This is a genomic window from Qipengyuania huizhouensis, from assembly GCF_019711635.1.
Classification (GTDB): domain Bacteria; phylum Pseudomonadota; class Alphaproteobacteria; order Sphingomonadales; family Sphingomonadaceae; genus Qipengyuania; species Qipengyuania huizhouensis.
Window position 1 is genome coordinate 435633 of the sequence record NZ_JAIGNT010000001.1, and the last position, 15608, is coordinate 451240.

General features: G+C 60.7%; 19 protein-coding genes. 13 read left to right on the forward strand and 6 right to left on the reverse strand.

The genetic code is table 11. The features are described from left to right. Positions 1–1182, reverse strand: a complete 1182-nt coding sequence (locus tag K3180_RS02070) for an acyl-CoA dehydrogenase family protein (protein WP_221537981.1) — start codon at positions 1180–1182, stop codon at positions 1–3. A gap of 170 nt (positions 1183–1352) precedes the next feature. Between K3180_RS02070 and K3180_RS02075 the strand changes: the two genes are divergently transcribed. From K3180_RS02075 to K3180_RS02115, 9 genes are all read left to right on the forward strand, one after another. Beyond that, on the forward strand, positions 1353–2204 hold the full coding sequence (locus tag K3180_RS02075) for an SDR family NAD(P)-dependent oxidoreductase (RefSeq protein WP_221537982.1): 852 nt from the start codon (positions 1353–1355) through the stop codon (positions 2202–2204). After that, positions 2204–3676: an MFS transporter gene (locus K3180_RS02080; RefSeq protein ID WP_221537983.1), complete on the forward strand. Its 1473-nt coding sequence runs from the start codon at positions 2204–2206 to the stop codon at positions 3674–3676. Before K3180_RS02075 ends, K3180_RS02080 begins: the two co-directional genes overlap by 1 nt. Before the next feature lie 82 nt (positions 3677–3758). Continuing rightward, complete coding sequence (locus K3180_RS02085; RefSeq protein WP_221537984.1) at positions 3759–5093, forward strand: acyl-CoA dehydrogenase family protein; 1335 nt, start codon at positions 3759–3761, stop codon at positions 5091–5093. Beyond that, the gene (locus tag K3180_RS02090) at positions 5093–6181 is read left to right on the forward strand and encodes a Zn-dependent alcohol dehydrogenase (protein WP_221537985.1); all 1089 of its coding nucleotides are present in this window, start codon (positions 5093–5095) and stop codon (positions 6179–6181) included. The genes K3180_RS02085 and K3180_RS02090 overlap by 1 nt, the downstream gene beginning before the upstream one ends. Continuing rightward, positions 6181–7260, forward strand: coding sequence for a phosphotransferase family protein (locus tag K3180_RS02095; RefSeq protein WP_221537986.1), 1080 nt, complete (start codon positions 6181–6183; stop codon positions 7258–7260). The genes K3180_RS02090 and K3180_RS02095 overlap by 1 nt, the downstream gene beginning before the upstream one ends. A gap of 48 nt (positions 7261–7308) precedes the next feature. Beyond that, the gene (gene dapD, locus K3180_RS02100; RefSeq protein WP_221537987.1) at positions 7309–8133 is read left to right on the forward strand and encodes a 2,3,4,5-tetrahydropyridine-2,6-dicarboxylate N-succinyltransferase; all 825 of its coding nucleotides are present in this window, start codon (positions 7309–7311) and stop codon (positions 8131–8133) included. A 69-nt stretch (positions 8134–8202) separates the two neighbouring features. After that, positions 8203–8529, forward strand: coding sequence for a hypothetical protein (locus K3180_RS02105; RefSeq protein ID WP_221537988.1), 327 nt, complete (start codon positions 8203–8205; stop codon positions 8527–8529). 49 nt (positions 8530–8578) lie between these two features. After that, entirely contained in the window at positions 8579–8770 is a 192-nt protein-coding gene (locus K3180_RS02110; protein WP_221537989.1) for a DUF3008 family protein, read from the forward strand. Positions 8771–8933: 163 nt separating this feature from the next. Next, the gene (locus K3180_RS02115; protein ID WP_221537990.1) at positions 8934–9365 is read left to right on the forward strand and encodes a DUF1810 domain-containing protein; all 432 of its coding nucleotides are present in this window, start codon (positions 8934–8936) and stop codon (positions 9363–9365) included. Positions 9366–9399: 34 nt separating this feature from the next. Here the strand turns inward: K3180_RS02115 and K3180_RS02120 are convergent, their stop codons facing one another. After that, on the reverse strand, positions 9400–10677 hold the full coding sequence (locus tag K3180_RS02120) for a dipeptidase (protein ID WP_425594506.1): 1278 nt from the start codon (positions 10675–10677) through the stop codon (positions 9400–9402). 78 nt (positions 10678–10755) lie between these two features. Between K3180_RS02120 and K3180_RS02125 the strand changes: the two genes are divergently transcribed. Both K3180_RS02125 and K3180_RS02130 read left to right on the forward strand, forming a co-directional pair. Beyond that, complete coding sequence (locus K3180_RS02125) at positions 10756–11046, forward strand: DUF427 domain-containing protein (protein ID WP_221537992.1); 291 nt, start codon at positions 10756–10758, stop codon at positions 11044–11046. Further along, positions 11043–11444 (forward strand): DoxX family protein, encoded by a 402-nt coding sequence (locus K3180_RS02130; RefSeq protein WP_221537993.1) that lies wholly within the window; start codon positions 11043–11045, stop codon positions 11442–11444. The genes K3180_RS02125 and K3180_RS02130 overlap by 4 nt, the downstream gene beginning before the upstream one ends. A gap of 3 nt (positions 11445–11447) precedes the next feature. Here the strand turns inward: K3180_RS02130 and K3180_RS02135 are convergent, their stop codons facing one another. Together K3180_RS02135 and K3180_RS02140 are read right to left on the reverse strand one after the other, a co-directional pair. After that, the gene (locus K3180_RS02135; RefSeq protein ID WP_221537994.1) at positions 11448–11699 is read right to left on the reverse strand and encodes an SWIB/MDM2 domain-containing protein; all 252 of its coding nucleotides are present in this window, start codon (positions 11697–11699) and stop codon (positions 11448–11450) included. A gap of 33 nt (positions 11700–11732) precedes the next feature. Next, positions 11733–12266 (reverse strand): YbhB/YbcL family Raf kinase inhibitor-like protein, encoded by a 534-nt coding sequence (locus tag K3180_RS02140; protein ID WP_345719413.1) that lies wholly within the window; start codon positions 12264–12266, stop codon positions 11733–11735. 525 nt (positions 12267–12791) lie between these two features. Between K3180_RS02140 and K3180_RS02145 the strand changes: the two genes are divergently transcribed. Together K3180_RS02145 and K3180_RS02150 are read left to right on the forward strand one after the other, a co-directional pair. After that, positions 12792–14018, forward strand: a complete 1227-nt coding sequence (locus tag K3180_RS02145) for a S41 family peptidase (protein ID WP_247710224.1) — start codon at positions 12792–12794, stop codon at positions 14016–14018. Positions 14019–14121: 103 nt separating this feature from the next. After that, positions 14122–14454 (forward strand): Mpo1-like protein, encoded by a 333-nt coding sequence (locus K3180_RS02150; RefSeq protein WP_221537996.1) that lies wholly within the window; start codon positions 14122–14124, stop codon positions 14452–14454. Here the strand turns inward: K3180_RS02150 and K3180_RS02155 are convergent. Together K3180_RS02155 and K3180_RS02160 are read right to left on the reverse strand one after the other, a co-directional pair. Then, the gene (locus K3180_RS02155) at positions 14451–14903 is read right to left on the reverse strand and encodes a DUF3429 domain-containing protein (protein ID WP_221537997.1); all 453 of its coding nucleotides are present in this window, start codon (positions 14901–14903) and stop codon (positions 14451–14453) included. The genes K3180_RS02150 and K3180_RS02155 overlap by 4 nt on opposite strands. A 101-nt stretch (positions 14904–15004) precedes the next feature. After that, positions 15005–15433, reverse strand: coding sequence for a COG3650 family protein (locus K3180_RS02160; RefSeq protein ID WP_221537998.1), 429 nt, complete (start codon positions 15431–15433; stop codon positions 15005–15007). Positions 15434–15608 lie beyond the last annotated feature (175 nt).

Genomic DNA, 15608 nt, shown 5'->3' on the forward strand with positions numbered 1-15608 from the left:
TCAGGCTCCCGGTAGGTCGAGGATACGTTTCGAGATGACGTTGAGCATGACTTCGCTCGTGCCGCCCTCGATCGAATTGGCCTTGGTGCGCAGCCAGTTGCGCGACGGCTTGCCGCCGGATGTTTCCTCGCTCTCCCATTCGAGAGCGCGGCTGCCGCCCGCTGCCATCATCAGTTCGTGCCGTCGCTTGTTCAGCTCGGTCCCGACATATTTCATCATGTTCGGCTGCGCGGGATGCGCCTTGCCGACCTTGAGTTCGTCGAGGAACTTCTCGCCCATCGCGGCATAGGAAAGCGCATCGACATCGAACTGCGCCAGCTCTGCGCGCAGCACCGGATCGAGTTCGCCAGCATTGCGCTTCATCGCCGCGCCAATGGCTGCGGTGCGGTCACCGCCGCCCGCGCCCGAGATCATCTCGCGTTCGTGGCCCAGCAGGTATTTCGCAACGTCCCAGCCGCGATTGATCTCGCCGACATAAGCGGGAATGTCCTCGCCATAGCTCTTGGGCACCTTCACATCGTCGAAGAAGGTCTCGCAAAACGGGCTGTTGCCGCTGATCAGCTTGATCGGCTTGGTGCTGACGCCCTCGCCCGCCATGTCGAACAGCATGAAGGTGATGCCCTGGTACTTGTTCTGCTTGTCGGTGCGCACGAGGCAGAAAATCCAGTCGGCCTCGTCGGCATAGGAGGTCCAGATCTTCTGGCCGTTGACGATCCAGTGATCGCCCTTGTCCTCGCCGAAAGTCTGCATCGAGACGAGGTCTGAACCGCTGCCCGGTTCGGAATAGCCCTGGCACCAGCGGATTTCGCCATTGGCGATCTCGTTGAGGAATCTCTGCTTCTGGCCTTCCGTGCCGAAGTGGAGCAGCGCCGGGCCGAGCATCCAGATACCAAAGCTGGACAGGGGCGGGCGCGCACCGATGCGGGCCATTTCCTGGCGCAGAATCTTGCCCTCTGCGGGGTTCAATCCGGCACCGCCATATTCCTTGGGCCATTCGGGAACGGTATAGCCCTTGTCCCGGCAGGCTTCGAACCATGCCTTCTGGGCATCGTTCTTGAACTTGGCATTGCGGCCGCCCCAATAGACGTCGCCCTCGTCACGAACGGCCTCGCGCATTTCGGGGGGACAATTGGCTTCGAGCCATTCGCGCGTTTCGGCGCGGAAGCTTTCCAGATCGGACATGACCGACTCCTCTCTCAGATCTCTTCGGTTGACGTTTACGTTAGGGTGATTCGCAGCCTTCCCGCAAGGGCGATGATGAGGAAGCGCAATGCCGTAGCGTCAGGCGGTTTGCGTTGACGTAAGGTGCGGCTCGCCTAAGCTTGAGACCAAGGATTTCTGGGAGAAAGACGATGCGATTCACGGGCAAGACCGTGGTGATAACCGGTGCGGCATCCGGTATCGGAGCCGAGACCGCGCGCCTGTTCGCCGGCGAGGGCGCGACCGTATTTGCCTCCGATATAGACGATGCGGGCGGAAAGGCGCTCGAACAGGAAACCGATGGCGACATCCGCTATCGCCACTGCGACGTCAGTTCGATCGAGGATATCCGCAAGCTGATGGACGGGGCCGCCGAAGAAACCGGCGGCATCGACGTGGTCTTCAACAATGCGGGTGCTGGCGGCGCACGCCCCGGGATCGACGAGATCGAACCCGACGAGTGGGATCGCACGATGGACCTGCTGCTACGCTCCGTCGCGATGGGCATCCGTTATGCCGTTCCGCACATGAAGCACCACAAGGGCGCAAGTATCATCAACGTGTCGAGCGTGGCGGCGGTCGGACCCGGCTATTCTCCTACCGCCTATGCCGTGGCCAAGGCAGGTGTCCTGCACCTCACCAAATGCGCCGCGACCGATCTTGCGAGGCACGGCATCCGGGTGAACGCCGTGCAGCCCGGCTTCATCAACACCAACATCTTCACCGCCTCGCTCGACATTCCCGAAGAGATGGCCCGTACGGCCAAGGCGGCAATTGCGCAGATGTCGTCCAATGCCCAGCCGGTGGCCCGCGGAGGCCAACCGCGCGACATCGCCGAAGCGGTCGCCTTTCTGGCCAGCGATGCGGCCAGCTTCATGACCGGCACCTCCATGCTTGTCGACGGCGGGCTGACGATCGGCCCGCGGCACAGCTGGGATCCGGAAGTACCGGGTCTGTTCGATACGCTCGATGCCATGCAGAAACAGGCACAGAGCAAGGCCTGATGGCATTCATTGCCGGCCCCCTGCCCCAGCGGCTGAAACTGGTTCACGGATCGGGGGCAGTTGCATTCGGGATCAAGGATTCCGGTTTCAGCTTCTTCCTGCTGCCGTTCTACAACCTTGTACTGGGTGTCGATGCAGGCACGGTGGGCGCGGCGCTGGCGACGGCGCTGATCGTCGATGCGATGGTCGATCCGCTGATCGGCCATCTTTCCGACCGGACCTATACGCGCTGGGGGCGCCGCCTGCCCTGGCTCTATCTTGCCCCGATCCCGCTCGCTCTCTTGTGGACGCTGCTGTGGTCCCCGCCCTTCACCGGGACGCCGGGATATTGGGATATTCTCGCATTGGCCGTGGGGGTTCGCCTCCTGCTCTCGGCCTGCGAAGTTCCATCGGTCAGCCTCGTCCCCGAGATTACGGACGATTACGACGACCGCACCACCCTGTTCCGCTATCGCTTCCTGTCCGGGTGGCTCGGCGGCCTGCTGATGATGGTCATGGCCTTCAGCGTATTCCTGCCCACGCCCGAAGCCCAGCTGCGACCGGAAGGCTATGCCGAATACGGGATTTTCGGAGCGGCCCTGATGGCACTGGCGGTAATCGGATCGGCGGCGGGCCAGCACAGCACCGTAGCCCACCTGCCCCCGCTGAAACCGCCGCCCTTCTCGCTGAGGGGCGCCTTCGCCGAGATTTTCGATGCTTTTCGGGAAAAGGCCTTCCTGATTTTCGCAGTAGGCGGTCTCGCCATCTATGTAGCGCAGGGCATGACCTTTTCGATCACGCAATATGTCAATCTCTACGTCTGGCAGTTCTCCGAAACCGCCTTCATGTTCTACCCGGCGGTGCTGTTCCTCTCGGTGGTGCTCATGTTCCTCGTGGTCGGGCCGCTCCACCGTATGTGGGGTAAGCCGAAATCCGCCGCCGTCGGCGCACTGGCCGGCCTCGCTCTCTATTTCACCCCCCATGCCCTGCTGCTGGCGGGTTTGTGGCCGGAAACGGGGACGACGACCTCGACAGCCATACTCTTCGTCTTCCTGATCTTCGCCAATACGGCGAGCGTGATCTCGATCATCTCCGCCACATCGATGGTGGCGGAAATTGTCGAAGCCTTCGAAGAACGCACCGGCAAGCGGGCGGAAGGGACATTCTATTCCGGAAACTGGCTGGTGCAGAAATGCGCGACCGGCGGCGGTATCCTGCTGACCAGCCTGATCGTCCAGTCCATCGATCTTGCTCCCGGCACGGCCCAGGCCGATGTTGCGCAGGGGACCGTGCGTCAACTGGTCTGGTTGTATATGATCACCTCGACCTTGCTGATGCTTGTTGCAGCATACTGGCTGAGCCGCTTCCCGATCACGCGCGAACAGCATGAAGCACGTGTCGCCGCGCGCAGATTGCGCGAAACAGGAAAGGAAGACGATCCGATCGGCGATGCCGTAAGGGCAGATCCGGATGCCCACACGATTACACCGTGAACCCTGCTTTACGGGACTTGGCGAGGCCCGAATGATCTGCCAGTTTCCGGAAGAAACCGATTTTGAAGAGAGGAATTAAGCGATGGATTTCGAACCCACAGAGAGGCAAGTTTACTGGCGCGACCGGGTGAAGAACTTCATCGAGGATCACGTTCGCCCGGCTGTGCCGACCTACAAGGCGCAGGATGCCGAGGGAGAGCGCTGGAAGGTCATCCAGGTGGTGGAGGACCTCAAGGCCAAGGCCAAGGCCGAAGGCATCTGGAACCTGTTCATGCCCCCGCGCAACGACGGGCATCACCATGTCGACGAGACCTATGATTTCGAAGGTCCCGGCCTCACCAACCTCGAATACGCGCTTTGTGCCGAGGAAATGGGCCGCATCGGCTTCGCCTCCGAAGTCTTCAATTGCTCCGCGCCCGATACCGGCAATATGGAAGTGTTCCATCGCTACGGTACGCGCGAACAGAAGGACCGCTGGCTGACCCCGCTGATGAATGGTGAAATCCGTTCCGCCTTCCTCATGACGGAGCCTTTCACCGCTTCCTCCGACGCCACCAATATCGAAACCCGTATCGAGCGTGACGGCGACGAATATGTCATCAACGGGCGCAAGTGGTGGTCTTCGGGCGTTGGCGATCCGCGCTGCAAGGTCGCCATCGTCATGGGCAAGACCGATTTTTCGGCGGGCCGCCATGCCGCGCAATCGATGATCCTGATGCCGATGGATGCACCGGGCGTGACGGTGCTGCGCCACCTGCCCGTGTTCGGATATGACGATGCGCCCCACGGCCATATGGAAGTCGAACTCAAGGACGTGCGCGTCCCGGTCACCAACATGCTGCTGGGTGAAGGACGTGGATTCGAGATCGCGCAGGGCCGCCTCGGGCCGGGCCGCATCCATCACTGCATGCGCACCATCGGCGTGGCCGAGGAAGCGCTCCACAAGATGTGCCAGCGTCTGCAGGAGCGCGAGGCTTTCGGCAAGCCGATCTACAAGCACTCAGTATGGGAAGAGCGCGTCGCACGCGCCCGGATCGACATCGACATGACCCGCCTGCTCTGCCTCAAGGCCGCCGACATGATGGACAAGGTCGGCAACAAGAGCGCCAAGCAGGAAATCGCCATGATCAAGGTGCAGGCCCCCAATATGGCGCTGCGGATCATCGACGATGCGATCCAGGCGCATGGCGGCGGCGGCGTGTCCGACGATTATGGGCTCGCCAATGCCTATGCCCACCAGCGCACGCTGCGCCTCGCCGACGGGCCGGACGAAGTCCACGCCCGCTCAATCGCGCGGATGGAATTCGCCAAGCACATGCCCAAGCCCGGACCCTCCGCCAACGCCCTGCGCGACGGCAAGGGGCCGGTCGGCGGCGATGACCGGCAAAGCTCGGGCGACATCGGGGCAACGCGCTGATGGCTAAGGCGGCTATACTCGAACAGGTCGGCAGCCTGACCATAGGTGAAGTCGAACTGGCCGATCCCGGCCCGCACGAAGTCCTGATCGACACCAAGGCCTGCGGGCTGTGCCATTCGGACCTGCACTTTATCGAAGGCGCCTACCCGCATCCTCTGCCCGCGATCCCGGGTCATGAGGCGGCAGGCGTGGTCCGTGCGGTCGGCAGCGAAGTGAAGACGGTGAAGCCGGGCGATCACGTGGTCTCCTGCCTCTCCGCCTTCTGCGGCCACTGCGAATTTTGCGTCACCGGCAGGATGGCGCTGTGCATGGGGGCCGATACCAGGCGTTCCGCAACCGAAACACCCCGGATCAAGCGCTTGATTGACAAGTCGCCGGTCGGACAGATGCTCAATCTTTCGGCCTTCTGCGAGCAGATGCTGATCCATGAACATGCCTGCGTCGCCATCGACAAGGGCATGCCGCTCGACCGCGCGGCGATCATCGGCTGCGCCGTGACGACTGGTGCAGGCGCGATTTTCAATGCCTGCTCGGTCGTTCCGGGCGAAGCGGTGGCCGTGATCGGCTGCGGCGGCGTCGGCCTTGCCGCAATCAATGCTGCGAAGATCACCGGCGCGGGCAAGGTTATAGCCATCGATCCGATTCCGGAAAAACGCGCACTGGCCGAGACACTGGGGGCCACGCACACGGTCGATGCCATGGCGGACGATGCGGTCGAGCAGGTAATGAAAATTTCTGGCGGCGGCGTGCATCACGCCATCGAAGCGGTGGGCCGGCAGGCCAGCGCGGACCTCGCGGTGAAGATCCTGCGCCGCGGCGGTACGGCGACTATCCTCGGCATGATGCCGCTCGACTGCAAGGTCGGCCTCGGCGCGATGGACCTGCTCTCTGGCAAGAAACTGCAAGGCGCGATCATGGGCATGAACCACTTCCCGGTCGATCTGCCGCGCCTCGTCGATTTCTACATGCGCGGTTTGCTCGATCTCGACACGATCATCGCCGAGCGTATCCCGCTCGAGAAGATCAACGAAGGCTTCGAGAAGATGAAACAGGGCACCTCGGCCCGCAGCGTTGTGGTGTTCGACTGATGACGACAGGCCCGGATATCGATTACGACAAGGAAATGGTCGGCACTGTCGAAGTGCCGGATAAGGATCGCCTGAACCTCGAAGCGCTCACGGCTTGGTTCACGGCCAATGTCGAAGACTTTGAGGGACCAATTTCCTACACGAAGTTCAAGGGTGGTCAGTCGAACCCGACCTACAGGATCGACACCCCGAACCGCTCCTACGTCCTTCGCCGTCAGCCTTTCGGCAAACTGCTGCCCAGCGCGCATGCGGTGGACCGGGAATACACTGCAATGCATGCGCTCGGGCCGACCGGCTTCCCCGTACCCAGGACCTATGGCCTGTGCGAGGACCCCGAAGTCATCGGATCGAAGTTCTTCGTCATGGGCCTCGCCGATGGACGATCTCTCTGGAACGGGGCGCTTCCGGGTATCGACAAGGAAGACCGCCGGGAAATCTACAATGCCATGATCGACACCATGGCGGATCTTCACCTGCGCAAACCCGATGAAATCGGACTCGGCGACTACGGCAAGCCTACCGACTATTGTGCGCGCCAGATCGCCCGGTGGAGCAAGCAGTACAAGCTCTCCGAAACCGAGCACATGGAGAAGATGGAGCAGTTGATAGATTGGCTGCCCCAGACCATCCCGCCGCAGCACGAGAGCAGCGTGGTCCATGGTGACTACCGGCTCGACAACCTCATTTTCGAGAAGGAGGATAATAAGGTCCTCGCCGTGCTCGACTGGGAATTGTCGACGCTGGGCGATCCGGTTGCCGATTTCAGCTATCTCATGCTCAACTGGCATAATCCGCACGATGGCAGGGCCGGACTGCTCGGCCTCGATCTCGAGGAACTGGGTATCCCGTCACAGCAGGAAGCGGTCGACCGCTATGTCGCACGAACCGGCTATCCGGTTCCGCCAATGGACTGGTATTTCGCCTATAACCTGTTCCGGCTCGCAGGCATCATGCAGGGCATCAAGAAGCGGGTGATCGACGGGACGGCTTCTTCGGCCCATGCCAAGGCCATGAGCGAGCGTGTTGGACCATTGGTCGACCGGGCCCATGAATTTGCCGTGGCTGCGGGGATGGACTAGCGCGCCCACGCTGCTAACGACCTCTCCGAAATTCCGACGGAGACAAACATGAGCGCCGACCTCGAAAACCGTATCGAAGCCGCGTGGGAAGACCGCGCCAATGTCACGCCGCAAAGCGCGGACGTGCGCGAAGCGGTAGAGACAGCGCTCAAGCTGCTCGACAGCGGCGAAGGCCGCGTGGCAGAGCCCGATGGAAAGGGCGGCTGGACGGTCAATCAGTGGCTCAAGAAAGCGGTGCTGCTCTCTTTCCGCCTCAACGATAACCGCGTGATGGAGGGCGGCAGCGCGGGCCATCCCGCCTACGACAAGGTACCGAGCAAGTTCGCCGGCTGGGACGATGCGCGTTTCCGCGAAGCAGGATTCCGCGTCGTTCCCGGCGCCGTGGCTCGCGAAGGCGCATATATCGCTCCTGGCTGCGTGCTGATGCCCAGTTTCGTCAACATCGGCGCCTATGTCGGCAAGGGCACTATGGTCGACACCTGGGCCAGCATCGGAAGCTGCGCGCAGATCGGCGAAAACTGCCATATCTCGGCCGGAGCCGGGATTGGCGGCGTGCTCGAACCGATGCAGGCCAACCCCACCATCATCGGCGACAATTGCTTTATCGGTGCCCGCAGCGAGATCGTCGAGGGCGTGATCGTGGGCGAAGGCAGCGTAGTCGCCATGGGCGTCTTCATCACGCAGTCGACCAAGATCGTATATCGCGACACAGGCAAAGTCATCCACGGCCATATCCCGCCCTATTCGGTGGTAGTGCCTGGTTCGATGCCGGGAAAGGACGGCGGCCCAGGTCTCGCCTGTGCTGTCATTGTAAAGACTGTCGACGCGCAAACTCGCGAAAAAACCGGTATCAACGATCTACTGCGCGACTGAGGCGTAGGAACATTCCACACAAACGCGCGTAAACCCTGCGAACTGGATTTTTCGCAGGGAGGTTTTGTGATGCATACTGAAGATGGCCACGTCCACTTGGACGAACAAGAGGCAAGCGGCGGCTCCAAGGAAGGCGTCGTCCGCTGGGTGCTGCTCGGTGGCCTGGTGCTGGCAGTTATCCTCCTTTCGATCGTCTGGATTATCCCGGCGATGACGCAGGGCGATGTGGAGGAAGAGGCCACTGTTAGTGGCGAAATCCGGTCCATGGAAGAAGGTGGCGATAACACCGACAGCATTGTCGGCGTACCGGACGAAACGGATCTGGGCGACGACACCGTTGCAACACCGCAGGACCAGACCACTACCGAAGACGGGCTCGAAGTCATCGAGAACTGATCGGTAACGAGGTGCTCAGGCGCAGCAGCAAATTGAAGGAGCAAGGCTGATGCCAGCAAAATCGAAAGCGCAACAAAAGGCCGCCGGAGCGGCCCTCTCCGCCAAGCGCGGCGACACGAAGGTGTCGGAATTGCAAGGCGCATCCAAGCAGATGTACGACAGCATGTCGGAAGACGAGTTGGAAGATTTCGCCTCCACCAATCGCGACGATCTGCCCGATCATGTTGAGGATGACGATTGATGGATCGAGACTTGCGGGCCGATATGTGTTTTGAATTTTACGGCTGCGTGAACATGCAGCACGGTGTGCCCATAGAGTGCTTCGATGCTGTGGAACCAGGTCCGGGCCGTGACCGCTACGGGAAATGCGGTCTCGTGAGCCGGGGGCGCGCGCTCCTCGACTGATGCCTACCGACGATCCCTTCGGCCACTTCGTCAAGGCGCAGGATGGCGGAATCTACGAGCAAGCACTCGAGGAGATCGCCGAGGGTGAAAAGAAGAGCCATTGGATGTGGTTCATTTTCCCGCAAATCGAAGGTCTGGGGACCAGCGCCAAGGCGAAGAAATACGCTCTTGCGGACCTCGACGAGGCCCGCGCCTATTGTCAGCACGAGGAACTCGGACCGCGTCTGTTCGAGGCAACGGAGGCGATGCTGGAATGGGCCGGCACAATGAGCGCCGAGGATATCCTGGGTGAAGTCGACGCGATGAAATTCCGCAGTTCGATGACGCTGTTCGAGCGCGCCTGCGACGATGAGGATGCCGAGGTTTTCGCCGATGCGCTGGAGGCCTTTTACGAAGGAGAACGCTGTCCTTTGACGCAGGAGCGAATGTGACCAACAGGCTGCAAGGCGAAAACGCCGGGACTGACTAGCCTTCTTCGTGGCGCGGCTCGCCCGCCGGATATTCGATCGGCATCGCGCCACGCTGGCTTTGCGCATAAGCCTCCGCCTCGCGCATCGCCCGCAACACGTTCCGCATTGAGATCTTCTCGAGATCTTCCTGTGAATAGCCGCGCCGCGCAAGTTCTGTGAACAATGCCGGATAACCGCTGACATCCTCCATTCCGGAAGGTCCGTGCGGCATTCCGTCATAGTCGCCGCCAATACCGATATGATCGATGCCCGCCACTTTTCGGATGTGATCGATATGATCGGCCATGTCCGAGATGGTCGAGACCGGCTCGCGATTTTCCGCGTCCCATTTCGCCAGTTGCGCCTCGACTTCATCGGGAAGCCCCGGGTAGAGCGCTTCTAATCGTGCACGCTCCGCCGCGCGATTGGCCGAATGGTTTCGCAGATCCTCATTGATGAACCACGGAAGCGCGACAACCATCACCACCCCGCCATTCTCTGGCAGGCGCTCGAGTACGCCGTCGGGTACGTTACGGAGGTGGCCTGTAACTCCACGGGCTCCGGAGTGGCTGAAGATCACGGGCGCGCGGGCAGCGTCCAGCGCATCGTGCATCGCCGCCTCGCTCACATGGCTGAGATCGACCAACATGCCGATACGGTTCATTTCGCGAACCACGTCCATGCCGAAGGCATTGAGCCCACCATGCTTGGGCGCATCGGTCGCGCTGTCGGCCCAATCCAGCGTGCGGCCATGGGTCAGGGTCATGTAGCGTGCGCCCAGATCGTACATCTGTCGCAGCACGGCGAGGCTGTTGCCGATCGAATGACCGCCCTCCATTCCCAGTAGCGAGGCGATCCGGCCAGCTGCGATGGCCTCCTCGACGTCGTCCGCCGTCAGAGCCAGCTGCAGGTCGGAGGGATAGCGCGCAATCAGGCGCTTGGTCACATCGATTTGTTCGATGGTCTGTTGCACCGCGAGCGGTTCTTCCCCGGCGGGACTGACATAGACCGACCAGAACTGAGCTCCGACCTGGCCTCGGTCGAGACGGGCGAGATCGCTATGCATGGCGTTGCGCTCGCCCTCTGCGGTGTCGAGCGTATCGGCGAAATCGAAGTCATTGATGACATTGCCGAAACGTGCACGCAGCTGGATCGGAACATCGTTGTGCCCGTCCCATACCGGGGCAGCCTCCAGCGCAGCTTCTGCTGTCGCTTCGGGCGATTGCTGCGCAATCGCTGCGGAAGAAAGCAGGGCCAGGGCGGCAACACCGATGTAAGGACGAATGGCAGGCACGAATTTCTCCTCGCTGGAACTGGAACAGTCTTCGTTGGCTGTTCTAGCGAATGATCCATCGAAAGAAAGGGACTGCACATGACCGTTGTGGCGCGCTGGAATGGAGAAGAGATCGCCCGGAGCGACGATACGGTCGTGGTCGAGGGAAATCATTATTTCCCGCCTTCGGACGTCGCACGGAGTGCCCTCGTTCCTAGCGAGAGGACCAGCATCTGCCCGTGGAAGGGCACGGCGCAGTATCATTCGGTCAATGCGGGCGGCGCCATCAACGCAGATGCAGCCTGGTATTATCCGGATCCCAAGCCGGACGCCGCACAGATCAAGGATCATATCGCCTTCTGGAACGGCGTCGAGGTTTCCGAGGAGTGACCCGCGCCATCTTCCGGTGGCTGCTCGCGATATTCTACGCTGGCGCCGGATATCTCCATCTCGTCTCGCCCCGCCCCTTTATAGACATCATGCCGGGGTGGGTGCCTGAGCCCGAGGGTGTAATTTTCTGGACGGGTGTTGCCGAACTGTTGGGCGCCGCAGCGCTGCTCCAGCCATGGTCTGTCAATTTGAGAAAAGCCGGCGCGATCGGCCTGGCGCTTTATGCGGGCTGCGTGTTCCCCGCCAACCTCAATCATTTCGCAATCGATATGGCGCGCAACGATGGAGGTCTAGGGCTGGCCTACCATCTGCCGCGAATGGCCGCGCAACCGGTACTTGTCTGGCTGGCGCTATGGGGCGGCGGCGTCACAGACTGGCCGTGGCGCCGCCGCTCCTGAAGATTACGACATGTGCTTCGAAACGGCACCGGTCATCTTGAACATGGAGATCTGCTCCTTGCCGATCACCGCGCCCAGCTTGTCGTCGGGATTGATCATGCGCCGGTCCTTCGAATCCTGAAGGTTGTTCGCCTTGATGTGGTCCCAGACCTTCGAGGTGACCTGTGCACGGGTCATTGGGCCCTTGCCGACTACGTTTTCCAGTTCCGGCGAAAGATTCACCGGCTTCTGCAGTGCGTTGTTCTTGCCAGCCATTTCAGTATCCTTTCAGTTGGCTACGCTTATTGATCAGTCTTCGATGTCGAAGTCTTCCGCGCCCAGTTCCTCGATCTCATGCCCTTCGAAACGGGCGGTGAGGATCGCGATAGCTGTGACGTGTCCCTTGATCTGCTTGAACAGCTCCTCGTAACCCGCGCCCGGCATCAGGGTGAGCGGCAGGTCGAGAGCGAAGAGCTGAAAGACATAACGATGCTGCACGCCAAGCGGCGGGTCGGGCAGCATCCATTCCGAATTCCCGACGGCGTTTTTCCCTGTCCGAGGAGGTGTTTCCCCCTCGAACAAAGCGCCCTTCTGAGGCTTCAGGCCCCAGACGAGCCAGTGGACCTTGCCGTCTTCGGCATCCTCGACCACCAGGACGAGTTCCTGTGTGCCGGGAGGAGGAGCAGTCCACTCCAGCGGCGGCGCGACCGCATCGTCTTCGATGGCAGTGAAGCTTGGATCGAGTTCACCACCGTCGCGGAAAGCGGGACTGGAAAGCGCAAAGCCCGATTTGCCAAGCAGCTTCTCCTCTGCAACTGCGCCGATGGTGAGAGAGCCCTTCACTCCGCCGCCGACTGCTTGCTGAACCCACTCTGGCATTCCGGTACTCAATTAAGCTGCTCCATCCGTTACTTTTGCGATTTACGCATATTTGCGATTTACGCATATTCAGGTCGCAGCCTAGGCATAGCCATCCCGCAAAGACCATGCCTCACCGGTGAATTTGCACCGTTTTTCGCCCGATTCATCGTGGTTTTCCACCATATTTCGCTACGGCAGACGTAAGGCACACCTCGAAACGAGAAGCCCCTTGCCCATCGCCGGGTAATTGGTCATTCCTAGCTTGAACGCATGATGCAGGGGAACCTGCGTCCATCCTGGGGAGGAACTGCCGTGAAATTGGGTCGCACCGCTTTATCCGCAACACTCGCATTCTCGCTCGCAGCCTGTGGCGGAGGAGGGTCGGGAGGGACCTCGGGGAATATCGGCGGAGGATCTGGTGGCGGGGGCAGCACGGAAACTTGCTCACTTTCAGCTAGGCAGGATTGGGCACTTTCCGTACTCCAGGAATGGTACCTGTTCCCGGACTTGCTCGACGCCTCGGTGACCAAGGCAAACTACAACAACCTGCAAAGTTATATCGATGCACTGGTCGCCAACGCCCGGGCGGAAGGCAAGGATCGCGGCTTCACTTACATCACATCGATCCAGGAAGAGAACGATCTGATCAACAGCGGGTCGAACGCCGGCTTCGGCATTCGCCTGATTTACGACATAGACAACAATCGCGTATTCGTGGCGGAAGCGTTCGAAAATGCGCCTGCGTTCCCGCAAGGCTTCGATCGCGGCACCGAAATTCTGCAAATCGACGGCCAGTCGGTATCCACGCTCATGTCTATGGGTGGCCCTCAGGCAGTGAGTGACGCCCTCGGCCCCAGCGATCCCGGGGTCACCCGCAGTTTTGTGATCCGGGATGTTTCCGGTGTCGAAAAGTCGGTCAGTGTCACCAAGACGGAGTTCTCGCTCGATCCGGTTTCCGACCGCTACGGCGTCAAGATTCTCGATGACGGGGCAGGCGGCAGAGTCGGCTACGTGAACCTGCGCACCTTCATCATACAGGACGCAGGCCCTCAACTTCGCGAGGCATTCGATCGCTTCAGAGACCAGGGCATTACCAACGTTATACTCGATTTGCGCTACAATGGCGGGGGACTGGTCTCGGTCGCCGAACTCCTCGGCGACCTTATGGCCGATGGATTGGAAGGCCAGGTATTTTCGCAGACCAAACTGCGTTCTTCCAAGTCCGCAGAGGAAAGTACCGCCTTGTTCCAGGACCAGCCTGAACAGATCCGCGCAATGAAGCTGGCCGTAATCGCGCGCGGAGGCACGGCTTCCGCAAGCGAACTGGTAACCAATTCAATGATACCCTATCTTGGCGACAACATTGCATTGGTGGGCACCGATACGTTCGGCAAACCGGTGGGCCAGTTCGCCTTCGACCGCTCGGCGTGCGACGATCGCCTGCGCGCCGTCACCTTCAAGACCGTGAACGCCGACGGGCAGGGCGAGTACTTCAATGGCCTTGCAAGCGTTATGCCTAATACCTGCCGTGCTAATGACGGGATATTCAACCAATTGGGCGATCCACAGGAAGCCTCGGTGTCGGTTGCGCTGGATTTCATCGCCGGACGAACCTGCACCCCGATTGGAGTGGCTGCCAAAAACGAAATCCTGAAGGCGGAAGATGCGCCGCGACAATTTCTGCAGCCCGCCGCACCGAATGCTGCTCAGCGTGAGAACCCTGGCCTGTATTGAGCTGCAATGCGTTCGAATAGATGGAGGTGATCCCGCCGCCCCAAATCGGCGCCGCTCGCAAAAACTCTTGACCGCCAGACCGGTGAGCCATCACACTGGCATAATGGCAAAGACCTATACGACGTTTGCCGAGTTTTGGCCCTTCTACCTGCGCGAACACTCGAAACCGCGCACGCGGGCACTCCACTATTTCGGGACCACCCTGGTAGTTCTGCTGGCGTTGGGGGCACTGGTGAGCGGTACCTATTGGCTCCTGGCCATCCTGCCGGTGGCAGGATATTTCTTTGCCTGGATTGCTCATTTCAAAGTCGAGAAGAACCGTCCTGCGACCTTCACCTACCCGCTGTGGAGCCTCGGAGCGGATTTCAAGATGTGGTGGCTCTGGCTGACCGGGCGGCTGAAGCCCGAACTGACCAAGGCCGGTGTTGACGTCTAAACCATCGCAATAAGCATCGTCGCTCCACCGAGCGCTATCGATAGAGGCGCGCGCAACCTCATCCACCAGCGCGGTCCGAGCGCCCCGATCCGGGAATCGACGCCGAGCGCGATCCAGAACCCCGCTCCGAGCATGATGAGGACGGGTTCAAGTGGAAGCATCCCGCCAGCCCATGCACCTAGACAGCCAAACGCGATCAGGCTTGGAAGCACTGCGGCGATCCAGAGCCACGCCAGGCCGCTGCGCCTTTCGGCTGCGGGTGCGCCTGCGGCAATCCCCCACCAGGCTCCGCCCAGGAAAGTGAAGACCAGCCCTGCATAGATGGCGGCAATGCCTGCTGCTGTGTTCTTCCACTCGTCCGGCCCGAACAGAGCCGCGGCCAGGCATGCGAACTGCGGCAATAAGCCTGCAAGTCCCAGCAAACGGGGCCAGCGAGGAATGTCACGCATAACGCGCACCAGTCATCAGTTCAGCCCGTAAGGGAGACCGGGAAATGGATCGCATGGAAGTATGGTGCCGAAGATTGCGACCGCATCAGGTGTACCCGTAATCACGGGTTTTCCGGTCCCGTGAAGGGCTGGCGATCGGTCCATGCACAACCGCTACGTTGTTCTTCGCCGACCTTGAGCGTCGCCGCGAAGGGATAACTTCGGTCGCTCATTCCGTCCGAACATTCCCCCGGCGTAACCGTAAGGTCGAAATTCCCGCCATCGATCTTCCCGGTAAAAGCCAACCCGTTGTTTCCGGCGAAACGTTCTACCGCGAACGTCGTCCCATCCTGATTTTCCGGCGTCGAGTACTGCGCTTTCGAGCCTTTGATCTCGCCGCCCCAGAACGGTTCCGTTCCGGTCAGGTAGATGGTCTCCTCTTCCGAAATTCCGTCGAACGCCTGCGCGGGGGCACCGGTGGCGGTATCTCCGCCCGGCTGGCAAGCGCCGAGTAGCAACAGCGGTGCCAGAAAGATTATGGGGCGGTTCATGGATTGCTTCCCAGGTGATAGCGGCAAAAAGACAATTACTTCCGGGTACTTCCCAGCGTCACGAGCTGGAGAGAAGGTTCTCCCCTGCCGCGCATAATAGTATATCGCGGAAAGGATAAATCGTTCCGTCTCCTATTGCCTGTCCATTGCCGAGCCGATGCGGTCGGCGGCAATC